This window comes from Rhizobium sp. 01T444 (assembly GCF_056398305.1).
This window is the reverse complement of sequence record NZ_JBFTPD010000005.1, coordinates 176,841-193,298: the sequence shown is the minus strand read 5'-3', so window position 1 is coordinate 193,298 and position 16,458 is coordinate 176,841. Positions and strand designations below refer to the sequence as shown.

12 protein-coding genes and 1 tRNA gene are annotated in these 16,458 nt (G+C 60.6%); 12 read left to right on the top strand and 1 reads right to left on the bottom strand.

The window, feature by feature from the left end; all coding sequences use genetic code 11:
* The first annotated feature begins 10 nt into the window (after positions 1-10).
* The 12 genes from AC1DTN_RS10980 (at position 11) to AC1DTN_RS10925 (ending at position 15,137) form a co-directional block, all read left to right on the top strand.
* A complete protein-coding gene (locus tag AC1DTN_RS10980) occupies positions 11-922 on the top strand; it encodes a PhzF family phenazine biosynthesis protein (protein ID WP_477920898.1) in 912 nt (303 codons plus the stop codon).
* Between the two features lie 126 nt (positions 923-1,048).
* Positions 1,049-1,124, top strand: a tRNA-Lys gene (locus AC1DTN_RS10975).
* Between the two features lie 227 nt (positions 1,125-1,351).
* Complete coding sequence (locus tag AC1DTN_RS10970) at positions 1,352-2,005, top strand: O-methyltransferase (RefSeq protein ID WP_439015852.1); 654 nt, start codon at positions 1,352-1,354, stop codon at positions 2,003-2,005.
* A 145-nt stretch (positions 2,006-2,150) separates the two neighbouring features.
* On the top strand, positions 2,151-3,230 hold the full coding sequence (locus AC1DTN_RS10965) for a glycosyltransferase family 2 protein (RefSeq protein WP_477920896.1): 1,080 nt from the start codon (positions 2,151-2,153) through the stop codon (positions 3,228-3,230).
* A 166-nt stretch (positions 3,231-3,396) separates the two neighbouring features.
* Positions 3,397-4,842: an MFS transporter gene (locus AC1DTN_RS10960; protein ID WP_477920894.1), complete on the top strand. Its 1,446-nt coding sequence runs from the start codon at positions 3,397-3,399 to the stop codon at positions 4,840-4,842.
* Between the two features lie 271 nt (positions 4,843-5,113).
* Positions 5,114-6,169: a sensor histidine kinase gene (locus AC1DTN_RS10955; RefSeq protein WP_477920893.1), complete on the top strand. Its 1,056-nt coding sequence runs from the start codon at positions 5,114-5,116 to the stop codon at positions 6,167-6,169.
* Between the two features lie 33 nt (positions 6,170-6,202).
* Positions 6,203-6,760 (top strand): DUF924 family protein, encoded by a 558-nt coding sequence (locus tag AC1DTN_RS10950; RefSeq protein WP_477920892.1) that lies wholly within the window; start codon positions 6,203-6,205, stop codon positions 6,758-6,760.
* A gap of 91 nt (positions 6,761-6,851) precedes the next feature.
* The gene (locus tag AC1DTN_RS10945) at positions 6,852-9,500 is read left to right on the top strand and encodes a mechanosensitive ion channel domain-containing protein (RefSeq protein ID WP_477920890.1); all 2,649 of its coding nucleotides are present in this window, start codon (positions 6,852-6,854) and stop codon (positions 9,498-9,500) included.
* A 100-nt stretch (positions 9,501-9,600) separates the two neighbouring features.
* A complete protein-coding gene (locus AC1DTN_RS10940) occupies positions 9,601-9,876 on the top strand; it encodes a hypothetical protein (protein WP_051942148.1) in 276 nt (91 codons plus the stop codon).
* 236 nt (positions 9,877-10,112) lie between these two features.
* The gene (locus AC1DTN_RS10935; RefSeq protein WP_477920888.1) at positions 10,113-12,626 is read left to right on the top strand and encodes a GcvT family protein; all 2,514 of its coding nucleotides are present in this window, start codon (positions 10,113-10,115) and stop codon (positions 12,624-12,626) included.
* A gap of 147 nt (positions 12,627-12,773) precedes the next feature.
* Positions 12,774-13,604 carry a response regulator gene (locus tag AC1DTN_RS10930; RefSeq protein WP_477920886.1) on the top strand — a complete coding sequence of 277 codons (831 nt, stop codon included), beginning with the start codon at positions 12,774-12,776 and terminating at the stop codon, positions 13,602-13,604.
* 201 nt (positions 13,605-13,805) lie between these two features.
* Complete coding sequence (locus AC1DTN_RS10925; protein ID WP_477920885.1) at positions 13,806-15,137, top strand: diguanylate cyclase; 1,332 nt, start codon at positions 13,806-13,808, stop codon at positions 15,135-15,137.
* A 186-nt stretch (positions 15,138-15,323) separates the two neighbouring features.
* Here the strand turns inward: AC1DTN_RS10925 and AC1DTN_RS10920 are convergent, their stop codons facing one another.
* A complete protein-coding gene (locus AC1DTN_RS10920; protein ID WP_113323369.1) occupies positions 15,324-16,346 on the bottom strand; it encodes a GlxA family transcriptional regulator in 1,023 nt (340 codons plus the stop codon).
* Positions 16,347-16,458: the final 112 nt, after the last annotated feature.

Genomic DNA, 16,458 nt, shown 5'->3' with positions numbered 1-16,458 from the left:
GGAGGCCAGTGTGGCGTTAAGCTACAGCGTCTACGACGTGTTCACCGACACCAAACTTGCCGGCAATCCGCTGGCCGTGATCTTTGACGGCGAGGGGCTTGACGACGCGGCGATGCAGGCGGTTGCCCGCGAAACCAATCTATCCGAGACGGTTTTCGTGCAGCCGGCCAACAATCCCGCCTATACGGCGCGCATCCGCATCTTCACGCCCGGCCGTGAACTGCCCTTTGCCGGCCATCCGACCGTCGGTACGGCGATTGCGTTGGCGGAGAAAGCGCATGGAGCGGGAACGCTCGATCTCGTGTCGGTGCTCGAAGAAAATGTCGGCCCGGTGCGCTGCGCCGTCAGGTTGCGGGAAGGCGAGGCAAGCTTTGCCGAATTCGACCTGCCGCGCAAATCCCAACAGATATCGCTGCCGCTCGACAAGCTCGGCATCGCCGACGCGCTGTCGCTGAAGACCACCGAGATCGGCTTCGAGAATCACGTGCCGTCGATCTGGAGTGCCGGCGTTCCCTTCCTGATGGTGCCGGTCCATGATGTCGGCGCGGCAGAGCGCCTGGAGTTCGATCCGCAGCTCTGGGAAAAGACGGTGCCCTTCGTCGATGGCGCGCTAGCCTCGGCCTATATTTATTGCCGTGGCGGCGTGAACCATGTCGCCAAGTTCCATGCCCGCATGTTTGCGAGCGGCATGGGCATTTCCGAGGACCCGGCCACCGGCTCGGCAGCCGCCGCTCTCTCGGGTGCGATCAATCATTTCGACCGGCTGACGGACGGGCATCATCCGATCCTCATCGAACAGGGTCTGGAAATGGGCCGTCCGTCCTTCATCCACCTGCATATGGATATCGAAGGCGGCACCATTTCGAATGCCCGGATCGGCGGCCAGGCGGTGCGGATTGCGACCGGCACGCTCGACCTTTGATTTCATTGCATTTCCAGCTCCTGACAAAAAAACTTCGCAATTAACCAAAGAATTTTCGACGGGGCGCTAGACAAGCCGGACGATCCTATTTATATGCCCCGTCACACCGCGCAGCCAAGCGCGGACGGGTGATTAGCTCAGTTGGTAGAGCAGCTGACTCTTAATCAGCGGGTCGTAGGTTCGAGCCCTACATCACCCACCAAATTCTCCTTCGAAGAGAACAGAATCCAGAAACAAGGCCTTTGATGTCAAAGGCTTGCTGGCTTTTTCTGTTTTTCTGAATCCGCCGCCTCCGTTTGCGGGGAATCGGCGGTTTCCGCTTTCCAAACATTCTGCGCTTGCCCGAAGACGCCCCCGGTATTTAACTCGCTGGAGCGAAGTCCTTGCTGCGGCATCTACCGTCGCAAGCCTATCCCTGGAGGAATGGCAATGAGCGATGACAAACAGAACAATCTCGGCGAACATCGGCTGGATGAGAAGGTGCTCAACGTGCTCGGTGCCTATCACCAGAGGATCGACGAGGAGCGTGGCACTCTGCGCCAGGAGGTACCGGGCGGACGCGATGGCGGGCAGGATCAGCGGATGCGCGCGGTTGGCCCGGAGACGGGGAGGTTTCTCAACATTCTCGTCCGAAACCTGACGGCGCCGACCATTCTCGAGCTCGGCACTTCCTTCGGCTATTCCGGCATCTGGCTTGCTGAAGCTGCGCGGGCGACCGGCGGGCGGCTGATCACCATGGAAGTGCATGGCTATAAATCCGCCCATGCGCAGACGATGGCCGAGAGAGCCGGTCTTGCCGAACATATCGATTTCCGGGTGGGCGATGCGGTTGCGATGATCCGCGAATTGCGGGGCAAGGTGGATTTCGTGCTCGTCGATCTCTGGAAGGATCTCTACCTGCCGTGCCTCGAGGCCTTCTATCCGAAGCTCAATGCGGGCGCGATCATCGTTGCCGACAACATGATTTATCCTGTGACTGAAGACGTGAAGATTTATGCCCGGGCCATCCGCACCAAGCCAGGGATCACCAGCGTGCTGCTGCCGGTCGGATCGGGGCTGGAGGTCAGCCGGTACGAGCCCTGAGTCTCAGGCGGATTTTCACCAGAGGCCGGGAAACAGCCGGTAGCTCACCTTGTGGCAGTAATCATCAGGGCAGGGGTGCTCTGTCTTGTGTGCCCTCAGGTGATTGGTCATGCTGCCCTGCGGGGAGCAAGGAGATTCGGTGGAAATGGGCAAATCCGTTGATGGTGCTGACGTGAAGACGAAGCTTTCCATCGTCGCGCCCTGCTACAACGAAGCCGAAGGCTTGAGCGAATTCTGCCGACGGGCGAAGGCGGCGGCGGAAGCCGTTGCCGGCGGCTCCTTCGAGATCATCCTCGTCGATGACGGCTCCAGCGACAATACATGGGGCGTGATATCGGGGCTTGCAGCTGACATTCCGCAAGTGCTCGGCGTCAAGCTTCTGCGCAATCATGGCCACCAGCTTGCGGCGACCTCCGGCCTTGCTGTGGCGCGTGGTGAGCGCGTGCTGCTGATCGATGCCGACCTGCAGGATCCGCCGGAACTGCTGGCCGAGATGATGGCGATCATGGATCAGGGCGCCGATGTCGTTTACGGGCAGCGCAGCGAACGCAAGGGCGAGACGAAGTTCAAGCTCATCACCGCCTCCGTCTTCTATCGGCTTCTGACGCGGCTCACCTCTATCTCGATCCCGCAGGACACCGGCGACTTCCGGCTCATGAAGGCGCGGATCGTCCATATCCTGCTCAATATGCCGGAGCGGCATCGTTTCATCCGTGGCATGGTGAGCTGGATCGGCGGCAGGCAGGTGGCACTGCGTTATACGCGCGATGCCCGCTATGCCGGGGCGACGAAATATCCGCTGCGCAAGATGATCCGTTTCGCGATCGATGCGATCACCAGTTTCTCGATCATTCCGCTGCGCGTCAGCGCCTGGATGGGCCTTATCTCGGCCGTCTTTGCGGTCGGGCTTTTGATCTATACGCTCGTGCAATGGTTCGAGGGCAATGTCATTACCGGCTGGTCGAGCATCATGGCTGCCGTATCGGCCTTGAGCGCCATCCAGCTGATTGCGCTCGGCACGCTCGGCGAATATGTCGGTCGCCTCGTGCAGGAGCATAAGCGCCGGCCGATGTTCATGATCGACTGCGTGGTGCAAGGCGAGGTCACGTCCGAATTGCCCGACGATTTCTCCGAACTTGATACCGCCAGCCGCAGGTCGGAGCTCGGCAGGCTTTCGACGGCAAGCGTGAGCGCAAAGCCGCTTGAGGCGGCTGTTGGCCGCTGATCTCGGATTGTTGCCGAACATGTTTACAAAAGTCTCGGACCTGGCGGCATTTGACCTTTCCGATCCGGCATAAGGGGCGTATGCAGACTGTATCCCTCCGCGCGGCTTGCCCTGTCGGTTCTCCCGCCTTTTCCCGCGCAATCCGGAATTCGCATTTGGCAGATCGATGACTGCAGTTCAGACGAGTGACAATACAGATGAGGCGGCAAGCGTCCGCCAGGCGAAGATCGTAGCGCTCGTCGTTGCCGTTTCCTTCTTCATGCAGATCCTCGACGGTACGATCGTGACCACCTCGCTGCCGCAGATGGCAACGAGCTTCGGTGTGCAGCCGGTCGCCATGAGCATCGGCATCACCGTCTATATGCTCACCATGTCGGCCTTCATTCCTCTTTCCGGCTGGCTCGGCGACCGGTTTGGGGCGCGGCGCGTCTTTCTCGTGTCCATTGCCGTCTTCACCGTGGCGTCGCTGTTCTGCGGCCTGTCCGGCAACCTCACCGAATTCGTCATTGCCCGTGCGGTACAGGGTGTGGGCAGTGCGCTGATGACGCCGGTCGGGCGCATCATCGTGCTCAAGAACGCCCGCAAATCCGAGCTCGTGCAGGCGATCGCCCTGATCACCTGGCCGGCGCTGACCGCACCCGTGGTCGGCCCGGTGCTCGGCAGCTTCATCACCACCTATGCCAGCTGGCACTGGAACTTTCTCATCAATATCCCAATCGGCCTCGTCGGCATCACGCTGGTGCTGCGCTTCGTGCCGGAACAGCGCGAGGAGCGGGTCGGGCCGCTCGATATCAAGGGTTTTTTCCTCAGTGCGGCGGGGCTGACCCTGCTGCTTGCGGCACTTGAACTGTCAGTCAAAGCACAGGGCGGCTTCGTGCCCCTCGTCGTGCTGCTTGTGGCGGGCATCGTGCTTTCCGTCATGGCGACGCGGCATTTCCTGCGGGTCGACAATCCGCTGCTCGATCTGGCCGCCTTCAAGGTGCAGACCTTCTCGATGACGACGCTTTCGGCGGGTACGGCCTGCCGTGTGGCGATCAATGCGACGCCTTTCCTGCTGCCGCTGCTGTTCCAGCTCGGCTTCGGCCTGAGCTCGATCGCCGCCGGCACCTATCTCCTTGTTTATTTCCTCGGCAATCTCGGCATGAAGGTGGTGACGACGCCGCTGCTGCGGTATTTCGGCTTCCGCAACGTGCTCTTCTTCAACGGCGTCATCGCCGCCGGCTCGATCGTCGCCTGCGGCTTTCTGACACCTGACACCCCCGAGGTCGTCATCTCGGCGCTGCTCTTCATTGCGGGGCTTTCCCGCTCGATGGAATTTACCGCCCTCAACACGCTGTCCTTTGCCGATATCGGCCCGGCGCAGAGAAGTTCGGCCTCGACGCTGTCGAGCATGTTGCAGCAGATTTCCATGCTGCTTGGCGTTGCCGTTGCGGCCGCCGTGCTCAACATTTCCGCAGGGTTTCGCGGCGCAGCGGACCCTGTTCTTGGTGACTTCCGCTGGGCTTTCTTCGTGGTCGGCATGATCGGCTTTTTGTCCTGCCTGCGCTTCCTGCAACTTTCAGCCGATGCGGGTGCGGAAGTTTCACACCACCGCCGCTTTCAAAAAAGCTGACTCGCCCTCGGAACCATTTGCCTTCCCCTGCGTTAACGGCCTGATTTTCAGTATCTGTGTTCGCAATTTATAGAGGGGCTTCCGGCCGCAGCCGGCAGAGGTCGACATTCTCGATGGCATTCTCCTTCGATCCGTCTGGCATCAGGCGTCACATCATACCAAAGGCCAGGTGCTGTTTACGCGCGCTGGCCGATGCAATACGACAGTCTCATGCAGAAAGACTCGGCGGCCTCACAGCCGGTATTGCTGCGGGAAAATGCCCGGAGGCAGAATGAGCGAGTCCAGAGGCGGTACGGGTGAAGCGATCCGTATCCTCTATATCGATGACGATGAAGAGCTTGCGCTGCTGATGCGGAAGAATCTCGGTCGTCGCGGCTTCAAGCTCGAATGGGCGAGCGACGGAGCGACCGGCCTTGCGGTGCTTGCCGAAGGCGGTATCGAAGCCGTCGTTCTCGATCATTTCCTGAAGGCCGAAACCGGGCTCGATATCCTGCCGCGCATCACGGCGATGCCTGATCATCCGCCGGTCATCTACGCCACCGGTTCGGGCGATACGAGCATTGCGGTCGCAGCGCTGAAGGCTGGTGCCGACGATTATGTTCTGAAAGGCATTTCCCCCGACTATTTCGATCTTCTGGCCGCGGCCCTCGAACAGGGGCTGGAGCGGGCGCGATTCCGCCGCGATACGGCGCAGGCGCAGGAGGTGATCCGCCAGCAGCGCGACCATGCGGAAATGCTGCTTGCCGAAGTCAATCACCGCATCGCCAACAGCCTCGGCCTCGTCGGTGCGCTGATCCGCATGCAATCCTCCATGACCGGCGACCAGGTGGCGATCGACGCGCTGCAGGAAACGCAGATGCGCATCAATGCGATCGCCAGCGTCCACCGCCGCCTCTACACCAACCGGCAGGTCGGCACGGTGCAGGTGGATGAGTATCTGAGCAGCCTCCTGACCGAACTCGAAGCCTCGATGCGCGACGAGAAGCGGCCGCATCGCGTTGTGCTGACCTCTCAGCCGGTCAATCTGGCCACCGACAAGGTCATCACGCTCGGCCTCATCGTCAGCGAACTCGTCACCAATGCCTTCAAATATGCCTATCCGAATGGCAGCCCGGGCGAGATCAATGTTATCGTCGAGCAGGAAAGCGATGTGCTCAGGGTCACCGTCGAAGATGCGGGCCAGGGCTTTGATCCTTCCGGCCCGGCGAAGGGAACCGGCCTCGGCTCTAAGATCTTGGCCGCGATGGCCGGCAGCCTGAAATCCGAACTTGTCTACGATCCAGAGCATCGCGGCACGAAGGCGATACTGGTCTTTACAGTAAGCTGACCTGCTTTTCTGTAAGCTCACGGGGGAGAGATCATGAACACGGATATCGTCTGCACGCCCGGCGAGGTCTATGATTTCTGGTTCATCCGTTGCAGCCGAAAGGAATGGTTCGGCTCGAGCGCCGAACTGGACGAGGAAATCCGGGCGCGATTTCGCGCAACCCACCTGTCGCTTGCCCTTGAGGTCACCGAGGAATGGCGCTCCAGTCCTGAAAGCCGGCTTGCCGCTGTGATCGTGCTCGACCAGTTTCCGCGCAACATCTACCGGGCGACACCGCTTGCCTTTTCGACCGATGGATTGGCGCTGCGCGAGGCGAAGATGGCGCTTGCCGTCGGCGCCGATCAGGCCGTCCAAGGCATTCGGCGGGCTTTCTTCTACATGCCGTTCGAGCATGCGGAAGACCTCGCCGAACAGGATCGTTCGATGGCGCTCTTTACCGCGCTCGGCGACGAGGAGTTCCGTGACTATGCGCTTCGCCACCGCGACGTGATCGCGACATATGGGCGTTTTCCGCATCGCAATGCCATCGTCGAGCGGGAGTCGAGCGAGGCCGAACTGGCGTATCTGGCGCTTCCCGGCGCCGGTTTCTGAGCCGTTATCTGGAGATTCCGCCTTTCTGTCGCCTTTCTTTCCTATAAGAAGCGGTCAATTACCTGATGAGACGAATCCACGCGGGGACTTCTTGCGCTTGACACACTGGCTGCTTCGCACCGTTCTTCTGCTGTCGCTGGCTGTTGCCGGCCTGCATCTCGATGGAAAGGCCGCTTTCGCGCAGGCTACGCAGCCCGCGGCTGATGCCCAGACGCAGGCGGCCCCGGCTCAAGCAACTGGGACTCAGGCAACTGGGACCCAAGCAACTGAGACTCAGGCGACCCCGGCCCAGGCAGTGCCGGCTGAGGCGCCCCTTGCCAGCAGCGCGCTCGATCAGGCGCTGAAGGATATCGACAAGGCGAAGAACCAGCTTGCTTCGCTGCAGGACCGCGTCAAGCAGAATGCCGATAATGACGACGCTCTGGTAGAGCTTGCCGGCCAGACGGATGAACTCGGCCGCGGCGTTATCGCCACCTCCGTCAGCCTGCGCCCGCGTTTCGATCAGATCAAAAGCCGCCTGGCCGAGCTTGGCGAACCGCCGAAGGACGGGCAGCCGCCGGAAGCGCAGATCGTTACCGAGGAGCGCAATGCGCTGACATCGGAACGCTCTCAGATCAATGCCGTAACGGGTGATGCGGAAAACCTGTCGATCGCAATCACCAAGCTTTCCAACGTGATCACGGCGACGCGCCGCCAGCTCTTTGCCGATACGCTGTTCCGGCGCACCGAAATCTCCGTCTCCGTTTTCGACGATGCGACCAGCGCCTTCGTTCAGGAAGTGAGCGAGTTTTCCCAGACGTTTTCAAGCTGGATCACCTTCGTCTGGAAGTTCAAGAGCCTGTCGCTTTTTGCGGCGATCTTGCTGTCGCTCGCGACGGCCTTGATCCTGCTCTCCGGCGGCTACCGGCTCTTCGGCCAGTATCTGCGGCGCGACGTCCATGTCGAAGAACCGTCCTATATCAGCCGGCTTGCCTTTGCCTTCTGGTCGACGCTGATCCGCACGGCGGCGCTCGATGTGCTGCTGGTGACGTCGCTGATCTTCCTCGACGGCTTCAATGTGCTGCGGAGCGACATCACGCCCGTCATCGCCGCGCTCTTCGGCTCGATCGGCCTTGTTTATTTCGTCGGCCGCTTCGTCAACGCCGTCTTTGCGCCGAATGATCCGTCGTGGCGGCTGGTGCGCCTTTCCAATCTCGGCGCACGCTCGGTCGGCTACTGCCTGATCGCCATGGCTGTCGTCAACGCGCTCGACTATCTCTTCGGCGCCATCGGCGAGGCGATGGGATCGCCGCTGGTCCTGACCGTCGTGCGCAGCCTGCTTGCGGCGCTGATCATCGGCCTCATCCTGATTGCCGTGTCCTTCGGAAAACCGATGCTGGCGAAGAATGGCGATCCCGATGCGCCGGGCCGCCACTGGCCGCGCGGCATGGCGATCCTGCTGCGCGTCTTCGGTGCGGGCCTCATCTTTGCGGCGCTTTCGGGCTACGTGGGTCTGGCGCGTTTCGTCGCCACCCAGCTCATCATCACCAGCGCCATCATCGTGACGACCTATATCGGCCTGCTGCTCGGCAAGGCGATCTCGCGGCAGGACAATTTCGGCGATACGTTCCTTGGCCGTTTTCTCGAGACCCGCTTCAAGCTCGGGCCTGTGGCGATCGATCAGGTAGGGCTGGTCGTCGGCCTGCTGATCTATGCCGTGGCGCTGTTGACGGGCATTCCGCTGATCCTGCTGCTCTGGGGCTTCCACGTGCAGGACCTGCAGCTGCTTGCCTACCGGCTTTTCACCGAGGTGCGGCTCGGCGGCATCAGCATTTCGCTCGTCGGCATCTTCACCGGCATCCTGCTCTTTGCCGGCGGTTATCTCGCAACGCGCTGGGTGCAGAAGTGGCTGGACAGCAATGTCATGGCGCGCAGCCATGTCGATCTCGGCGTGCGCAATTCGGTCAAGACCGGCATCGGCTATCTCGGCGTCGGCGTGGCGGCGATCTTCGGCATCTCGGCGGCGGGCATCGACCTTTCCAATCTTGCGCTCGTTGCCTCGGCGCTGTCGGTCGGTATCGGTTTCGGCCTGCAGAACATCGTTTCCAACTTCGTCTCCGGCCTGATCCTGCTCGTCGAGCGCCCCTTCAAGGTGGGCGACCATGTCGTTTCGGGAACGGCCGAAGGCATCGTCAAGCGCATCTCGGTGCGCGCAACGGAAATCGAAACCTTCCGCAAGCAGTCGATCATCGTGCCGAATTCGGAGCTCATCAACGGGCTTGTCGGCAACTGGACGCATCGCAACAAGCTCGGACGTTCGGAAATCCCGGTTTCCGTAAGCTATGAGGCCGATCCGCGCAAGGTGATGGATATTCTGCTGGAACTGACGGCGGCCGTGCCGCTGATCCTGCGCAATCCGGAACCGCATGTCGAGTTCCTGCGCTTCGGGCCTTACTCGCTCGATTTCGAGCTGCGCTTCTTCCTGGCTGATATGGGTGACGGCCTGACGGTGCGCAACAATCTGAGGATCGATATTCTGAGGCGCTTCAAGGCGGAGGGTATCGAAATCCCGCTGCCGCAGAGCGATCTGACCATCCATCGGCAGGCGAATGCGGATGCGGAGAAGGTGCTTGTCCAAAAGCCTGATGAGCCCGAGGAGGCCACGGCTGAAGACGAGGTCGAGGAAATAGAGACGGTAGAAGACGAGCGGCCGGTGCGCCAGTTGCGCAGCAAGACGGCGGACGGCAAGCTCAAAGGCTGAACGGGTCATTCAGCGCTCATTCACAGGTCTTGCGCTATAACCTGATGCAATCGATCGCTGCTGGGCAGCGACGAGCGCTCCAGGGGAGGGCGTGTAGCCTATGTCGCATACCGTGACACGATCCGCAGTCGCATTTCTTCTTCTCCTTTCCGCAGCACCTCTGGCGCAGGCCGCCTCCGTAACCAACAAGGATGATGCAGCCGTGGTGCTGACCGTCACCGAAGGCGGCAACCGTGTGGAAGTCGTCGTGGATGCCGGCGCATCCGAGCGGGTCTGCCCCTCCGGTTGCTTCATGACGACGCCTGATGGCGACCGTATCGGGCTTTCCGGCGACGAGACGATCGAGATCGTCAAGGGTTCCGCCGTCATCAAGTGACGGCGGCTTCGGCCCGGCCACTATCGATTTTTATGAATTTTCGAGCCTCGTGGCTTTTGACGCTTGTCTATTTGCGCCTCGTCGCGGCAAGCTTTTCGCATGTCGTAAACAGGCCTCTCATGACGCAGGCCTCGCTGCATAGTTCGCGAAGATAGTTCGTCCGGCTTGAGCCGCCGGATATTGGGAGTTCGTCCGGTATGGGCTGCCGGACATTCGATAAAAGAGGGTATTTCTCCATGAAGTCACATGCGCGGGCAGTGGTCATCGGCGGCGGCGTGGTCGGTGTTTCGACGCTCTATCACCTTGCGAAGAAGGGATGGGGCGACAGCGTGCTCATCGAGCGCAAGGAGCTGACGTCAGGCTCGACCTGGCATGCAGCCGGCCTGCTGCCGCTCTTCAACATGAGCTATTCGGTCGGCCAGATTCACAAATATTCCGTCCGCTTTTATCAGGAACTGCAGCAGGAGACCGGCATGAATGTCGGTTTCAGCCAGGTCTCCAACATTCGTCTCGCCCGCACCAAGGACCGCTGGGACGAATTCATGTACTATGCCGGTATTGCCGAAACGATCGGCGTGAAGGTCAATATCCTGACGCCGGAGCAGGTGAAGGAAATCTGGCCGCTCTGTGAGACCGATGGCCTGCTCGGTGCCATCCAGCATCCCGATGACGGCTATATCCAGCCGGCGGACCTGACACAGGCGCTTGCCAAGGGCGCGCGCGACTTCGGTGCCACAATCTACCGCAACACGACGGTCACCGCCATCGAGCAGCAGGCTGACGGCCTCTGGAAGGTGACCACGGACAAGGGCGAGATCACCGCCGAACACATCATCTCCTGCACCGGCAACTTCGCCCGCAAGACCGGCGATATGGTCGGCATCAACATTCCCGTCATCCCGGTCGAGCACCAGTATATCGTCACCGAACCGCATCCCGATATTCTGGCCCGCAAGGCCAAGGGCCTGCCGGAAATGGGCGTGCTGCGTGAAGCCGACAGCGCCTGGTACATGCGCGAGGAAAATGGCGGTCTGCTGCTTGGTCCCTACGAGCAGGGCGCACCGGTCTGTTATGTCAACGGTCCCTCCGATGACAGCGAATACGAGCTCTTCCAGGAAGAACTCGAGCGCCTGATGCCGCATATCGAAACCGCGATCGCCCGCGTGCCGGCCTTCGGCGAAGTGGGCATCAAGAAGGTCTATAACGGCGCCATCGCCTATACGCCTGACGGCAACCCGATCGTCGGCCCCGCACCGGGCCTCAAGAATTTCTGGCTGAACGAAGGCCATTCCTTCGGCATTACGGCGGCCGGCGGCGCCGGCTGGCAGCTTGCCGAATGGATCGTCGATGGCGAGCCGACCGTCGACATGATGGGCGTCGATCCGCGCCGCTTCGGCCCCTATGCCAAGGAAGGCTACCTCATTGCCAAGAACGAGGAAGCCTATGCCAACGTCTTCACCATGCACTATCCGGACGAGGAGCGCGCAGCCGCCCGTCCGCTGAAGACGACGCCTGTCTATGACCGGCTGAAGAAGCTCGGCGCCGTCTTCGGCTCCGTCTATGGCTGGGAGCGCGCCAACTGGTTTGCGCCCGAGGGCTACGATCTGCCGAAGGACCAGATCGGCGTCGGCGCCGACGTGCTGACCAATCACAATCATTCGGATCCGACCGAAGACGGCCGCATTCTGGAACGGTGGTCGTTCCGCCGCTCGAACTATTTCGAGCATGTCGGCAACGAAGTCGTGAACGTCCACAAGAATGTCGGCGTGCTCGACATGTCGGCTTTCGCCAAGGCGCTGGTGACAGGCCCGGGCGCGCGCGCATGGCTGGAATCGATCTTTGCCAATGCGATCCCGAAGAAGCGCGGCCGCATCGCGCTTTGCCACATGCTGACCAAGGAAGGCGGCGTGCGCTCGGAATTCACCGTCTATGAAAGCGCACCCGGCACCTTCTATCTCGTCTCGGCCGGCGCCTATGAGGCGCATGACCACGACTATATGCGCAACCTTCTGCCGTCAGACGGCAGCGTGAAGTTCACGCCGATCACCCAGGCCTATGGCGTCTTGGTGCTTGCGGGTCCGAAGTCGCGCGATGTCCTGAAGAAGCTGACGCACACCAGCCTCGACAACAAGGATTTCCCCTGGCTCTCGGGCAAGGAGATCTCCGTCGGTGCGGCCAACGCCCATGCGCTGCGCGTCAATTTCGTCGGCGAGCTCGGCTGGGAGCTGCATCACCCGATCGAGATGCAGAACTACATCTTCGACAAGCTGATGGAAGCCGGCGCCGAATTCGGCATCAAGCCCTTCGGCATCCGCGCCATGCTCTCCATGTCGGTGGAAAAGTCCTACCGCCTGATCCCGCGCGAAATGTCGATCGAGTACAATGCCTATGAATCCGGCCTCGACCGCTTCATCAAGCCGGAGAAGGAATTCCTCGGCCGCGAGGGCCTGCTTGCCTACAAGGAAAAGGGCCTGAAGTGGAACTTCGCGACGCTCGTCGTCGAAACCGGCAATGATGTCGATGCGCGCGGCTCGGAAGCGATCTACAACGAGGCAGGCGAGCTCGTCGGCCGTGCCACCAACGGCACCTTCGGCTTCCGCATCAACCGCTCGCTGGCGCTTGCCATGCTGCGGCCCGATTACGCCAAGGAAGGTACGAAGCTGAAGATCAAGATCCTCGGCACGACCTACAACGCAACTGTCGTCGGCGAGAGCCCGTTCGATACGGAGAACGCCGCACTTCGGACGTGATTTCTTAATCATATTGACAAGAAAAAGGCGGCCGCACCATCGGCCGCCTTTTTCATAGCTGGCTATGGCAAGCCGATTAATAATTATTCAAATGAATTCATGTAACCGTTTCGTTCGGGGACAGAATTTCCACTTTAAAGGTTTGCCATGGCGTTTCTAGGTATTTCGGGGATGCAATATTCCGGAGAAATGTTTGCCGGCGCGCGTATTATCCTCGCTGAAGATTCCAACGTCTTCACTTCGATGATCGGAAAGCGCCTGAAGGAGCTCTTCGATATCGATGTCGAGATCTGCCGCAGCTTCGAAGAGCTGCAGCTGTCCTACGACAAGTCTTCTGATCCGATTACGCTCGCGATCTCCAACATCAACCTGCCGGGCGCCGAAAACGGCGAGGCGCTGGAATATCTGGTCGATCTGTCGATCCCCACGATCGTCTTTACCGGCACCTTCCAGGAAGGCATGCGCGACAAGCTGCTCGCCAAGGATATCGTCGACTATATCCTCAAGGACAATATCTTTGCCGTCGACCTGCTGGCGGAATCGATCTGCCGGTTCCTGACCAATCACCGCCATCACGTGCTGATCGTCGACGACAGCGCCACGGCCCGCGCGCTGCTTTCCAGCCGCCTGAAGCGCTATAATTTCCGCGTCAGCACCGCCGAGAGCGGCGCCAAGGCGCTCGATATCCTCAAGGCCAACCGCGATATCGGCCTGATGGTCACCGACTATAACATGCCCGATATTGACGGCTTCGAGTTGACGCGCCGCATCCGCGCCTCGATCGGCTCGCACCAGCTGCGCATCATCGGCGTTTCCTCCTCTTCCAACCGCCTGCTTTCAGCGCGGTTCCTGAAGGCCGGCGGCAACGACTTCATGCTGCGCCCGTTCATCGACGAAGAGTTCTACTGCCGCGTCAACCAGAACCTGGATACGCTCCTGCAGATCCAGTCCATGCGCAAGGAACGGGCTGTTGCCTGACCCTGCCGCAAAGATCGGGTGCAGGGAAGCGGCTCCGTGATCGGCCCACACCTGAAAGACATGACGGAAGCTCATATTTCTGCAATCGCAGGTGTTGCTGCCGTCATTTGCCTCTTCACTGAAGGGGAGGCCTCGGCTATCGTCCGGCACGGCAAGAGGGGGCGAGTCGACCCCCTTGGGCGTGTGGAGGGGTAGGCAGCTGTGACATTCCAGGGGGATTTTCAGCGGGAGAATGCAGGTCCTCGGTTTGGAGGAATCCGCATACTTCTGGTTGAGGATTCTCGAATGTTTTCCGCCGTGCTCCGCCATCGGTTCCAGACCGAGCTCAACCTCAGCGTTGTCTGCTGCTCCTCGCTGAAGGCGTTGCGCGAAGCGCTCGCGCAGGACGGCCACGGCTGCAGCATGGCCGTCGTTGACCTGAACCTGCCGGATTCGCCCTATGGCGAGGCGCTCGACTGCACGATCGAGCACAATATTCCGGCCATCGTCTTTACCGCGACCTTCGATCTCAATACGCGCGCCCGCATCCTCGAGCGCAATGTTATAGACTATGTGCTGAAGGATAACGAATTCGCGCTCGACAATCTGGTCGCGACCGTGCGCCGTGCGATCATGAACCGGAAGACGCGGGTGCTCGTCGTCGACGACGTTTCATCTGCGCGCCAGGTACTGGTCGATCTCCTGAAAGCCCAGCAATATATGGTCGTCGAAGCCAGTTCCGGGCTTGAGGCGATTGCGGCACTCGAGGCGTACAGCGATATCGAACTGGTCGTCACAGACCATCACATGCCCGATATGAGCGGCTATGAGCTGACGCGGCGCATCCGCCACCGGTTCGGCTCGGACAAGCTGCGCGTCATCGGTGTTTCCTCGTCGAACGACCGCATGCTGTCGGCAAGCTTCCTGAAGGCCGGCGCCAGCGATTTCGTCTACCGGCCGTTCGTGGCCGAAGAGCTGCAATGCCGCATCGCCAACAATGTCGAGACGCTGACGCAGATGAAGCAGCTGCGCGCAGCGGCGGCCTGCGATTACCTGACGGGCCTCTATAACCGCCGCTATTTCTATGACAACGGCCCGAAGCTGGTAAACGAATGCCTACGGCTCAAAATGTCGACCGCGGTCGCCATTCTCGATATTGATCATTTCAAGCGCCTCAACGACACCTATGGCCATGAGATCGGCGACAAGGTGTTGAAGGCTGTCGCAGACAGGCTGCAGACGATCTTCGAAGGCAGCGACAATCTCCTGTCGCGCCTCGGCGGCGAGGAATTCGCCATTCTCTTCCCGCAGATGGATTCGCTGGCAGCCACCAAGCTCTGCGACGAGATCCGCTCGGATATTTCCCGCCTCAAGGTGACGGCCGACGATGAGGAACTGTCGGTGACGGTATCGATCGGTGTGGCCGAGATCGCCGGCTACGAGACATTCGAGAACTATCTGAACGCGGCAGACCAGTTCCTCTACATGGCCAAACACAAGGGGCGAAACCTTGTCTATTCCGATGCCAAGATGACGGAAGAGGCGGCGCAGTAAGGGGCGCAATTCCACTCGCCGTCATCCTCGGGCTTGTCCCTGACATCCGCTACGTTCCAAAAGACGAGACGGCAGCAGATGCTCGGGACAGGCCCGAGCATGACGAAGGAGAGGGTGGTGCCCTCGCAAATCAAAAAGGCGGCCACCGAGCCGCCTTTCATGTTTCGTCATCCTGCCGTCACTGCCTCAAGCCGCAACTGCCTGCTGGCGGGCGGTGGCCATGGTCATCTTGCGATCGGCACGCTCCTGCTGCGGTGAGCGCTGGTAGAGTTCGCGATAACACTTGGAGAAATGCGAGGCGGAAACGAAACCGCAGGCGACGGCGACTTCGACGACCGGCATGGAGGACTGCACCAGCAGGTGACGCGCGCGATCGAGACGGATTTCCAGGTAGTAACGGGCTGGCGACCGGCCCATTTCCTGGCGGAACAGGCGTTCGATCTGGCGGCGCGATAGGCCGGCACCCTCGGCGATTTCGAGCAGCGAGAGCGGCTCGGCGAGATTGCCTTCCATTAGTTCGATGATCGACAGCACCTTGGCGTTCTGGACGCCGAGGCGGGCGCGCAGCGGCAGGCGCTGGCGGTCATGCGGGTTGCGCACGCGGTCGGTCAGGTGCTGCTCGCAGATGCGGTTGACAAGGCTTTCGCCGAAATCCTCGCCGACGAGGTTCAGCATCATGTCCAGCGAGGCCGTGCCGCCGGCGCAGGTGTAGAGATTGTTGTCGATCTCGTAGAGGTCGGCATAGACCTCGGCCTGCGGGAAGGCCTCGGAGAAGCCCGGCAGGTTTTCCCAGTGGATTGCGCAGCGCTTGCCGTTCAGGAGACCTGCCTGGGCCAGCACATGCGCGCCCGTACAGAGAGAACCAACGGCGACGCCGCGATTATAGGATTCGCGCAGCCAAGCGTTGACGGATTTATTGTTGAAGGTCTCGACATCGATGCCGGAACAGACGAGCAGCATGCCCGGCCGGTTTTCACCGCCAAGATGGCGGCGCTCTTCGGCGAGCGACGAATTGGCCTCCACGCCGATGCCGCAGGAGGAATAGACTTTTTCGCCGTCGACGGAGCTCAGGCGCCACGTATAGGCCGGATAGCCGAGCATACGGTTTGCGATCCGCAGAGTATCCACCGCCGCCGCAAAGGGCAGCATGGTGAATTGCGGAACCATGAAGAAGACTACGGAACGTTTCTTGAGCTGCATCTTGTTCATTGGAAAATCCATGCTCGAGGGCGACTGCATATTGGTCGCGTGGAATGCGTCGTTCCGGTGTTCCAAAAGCGACACTGGCATGGATAAATGCGGCTAGGAAGAGCAAATCTGC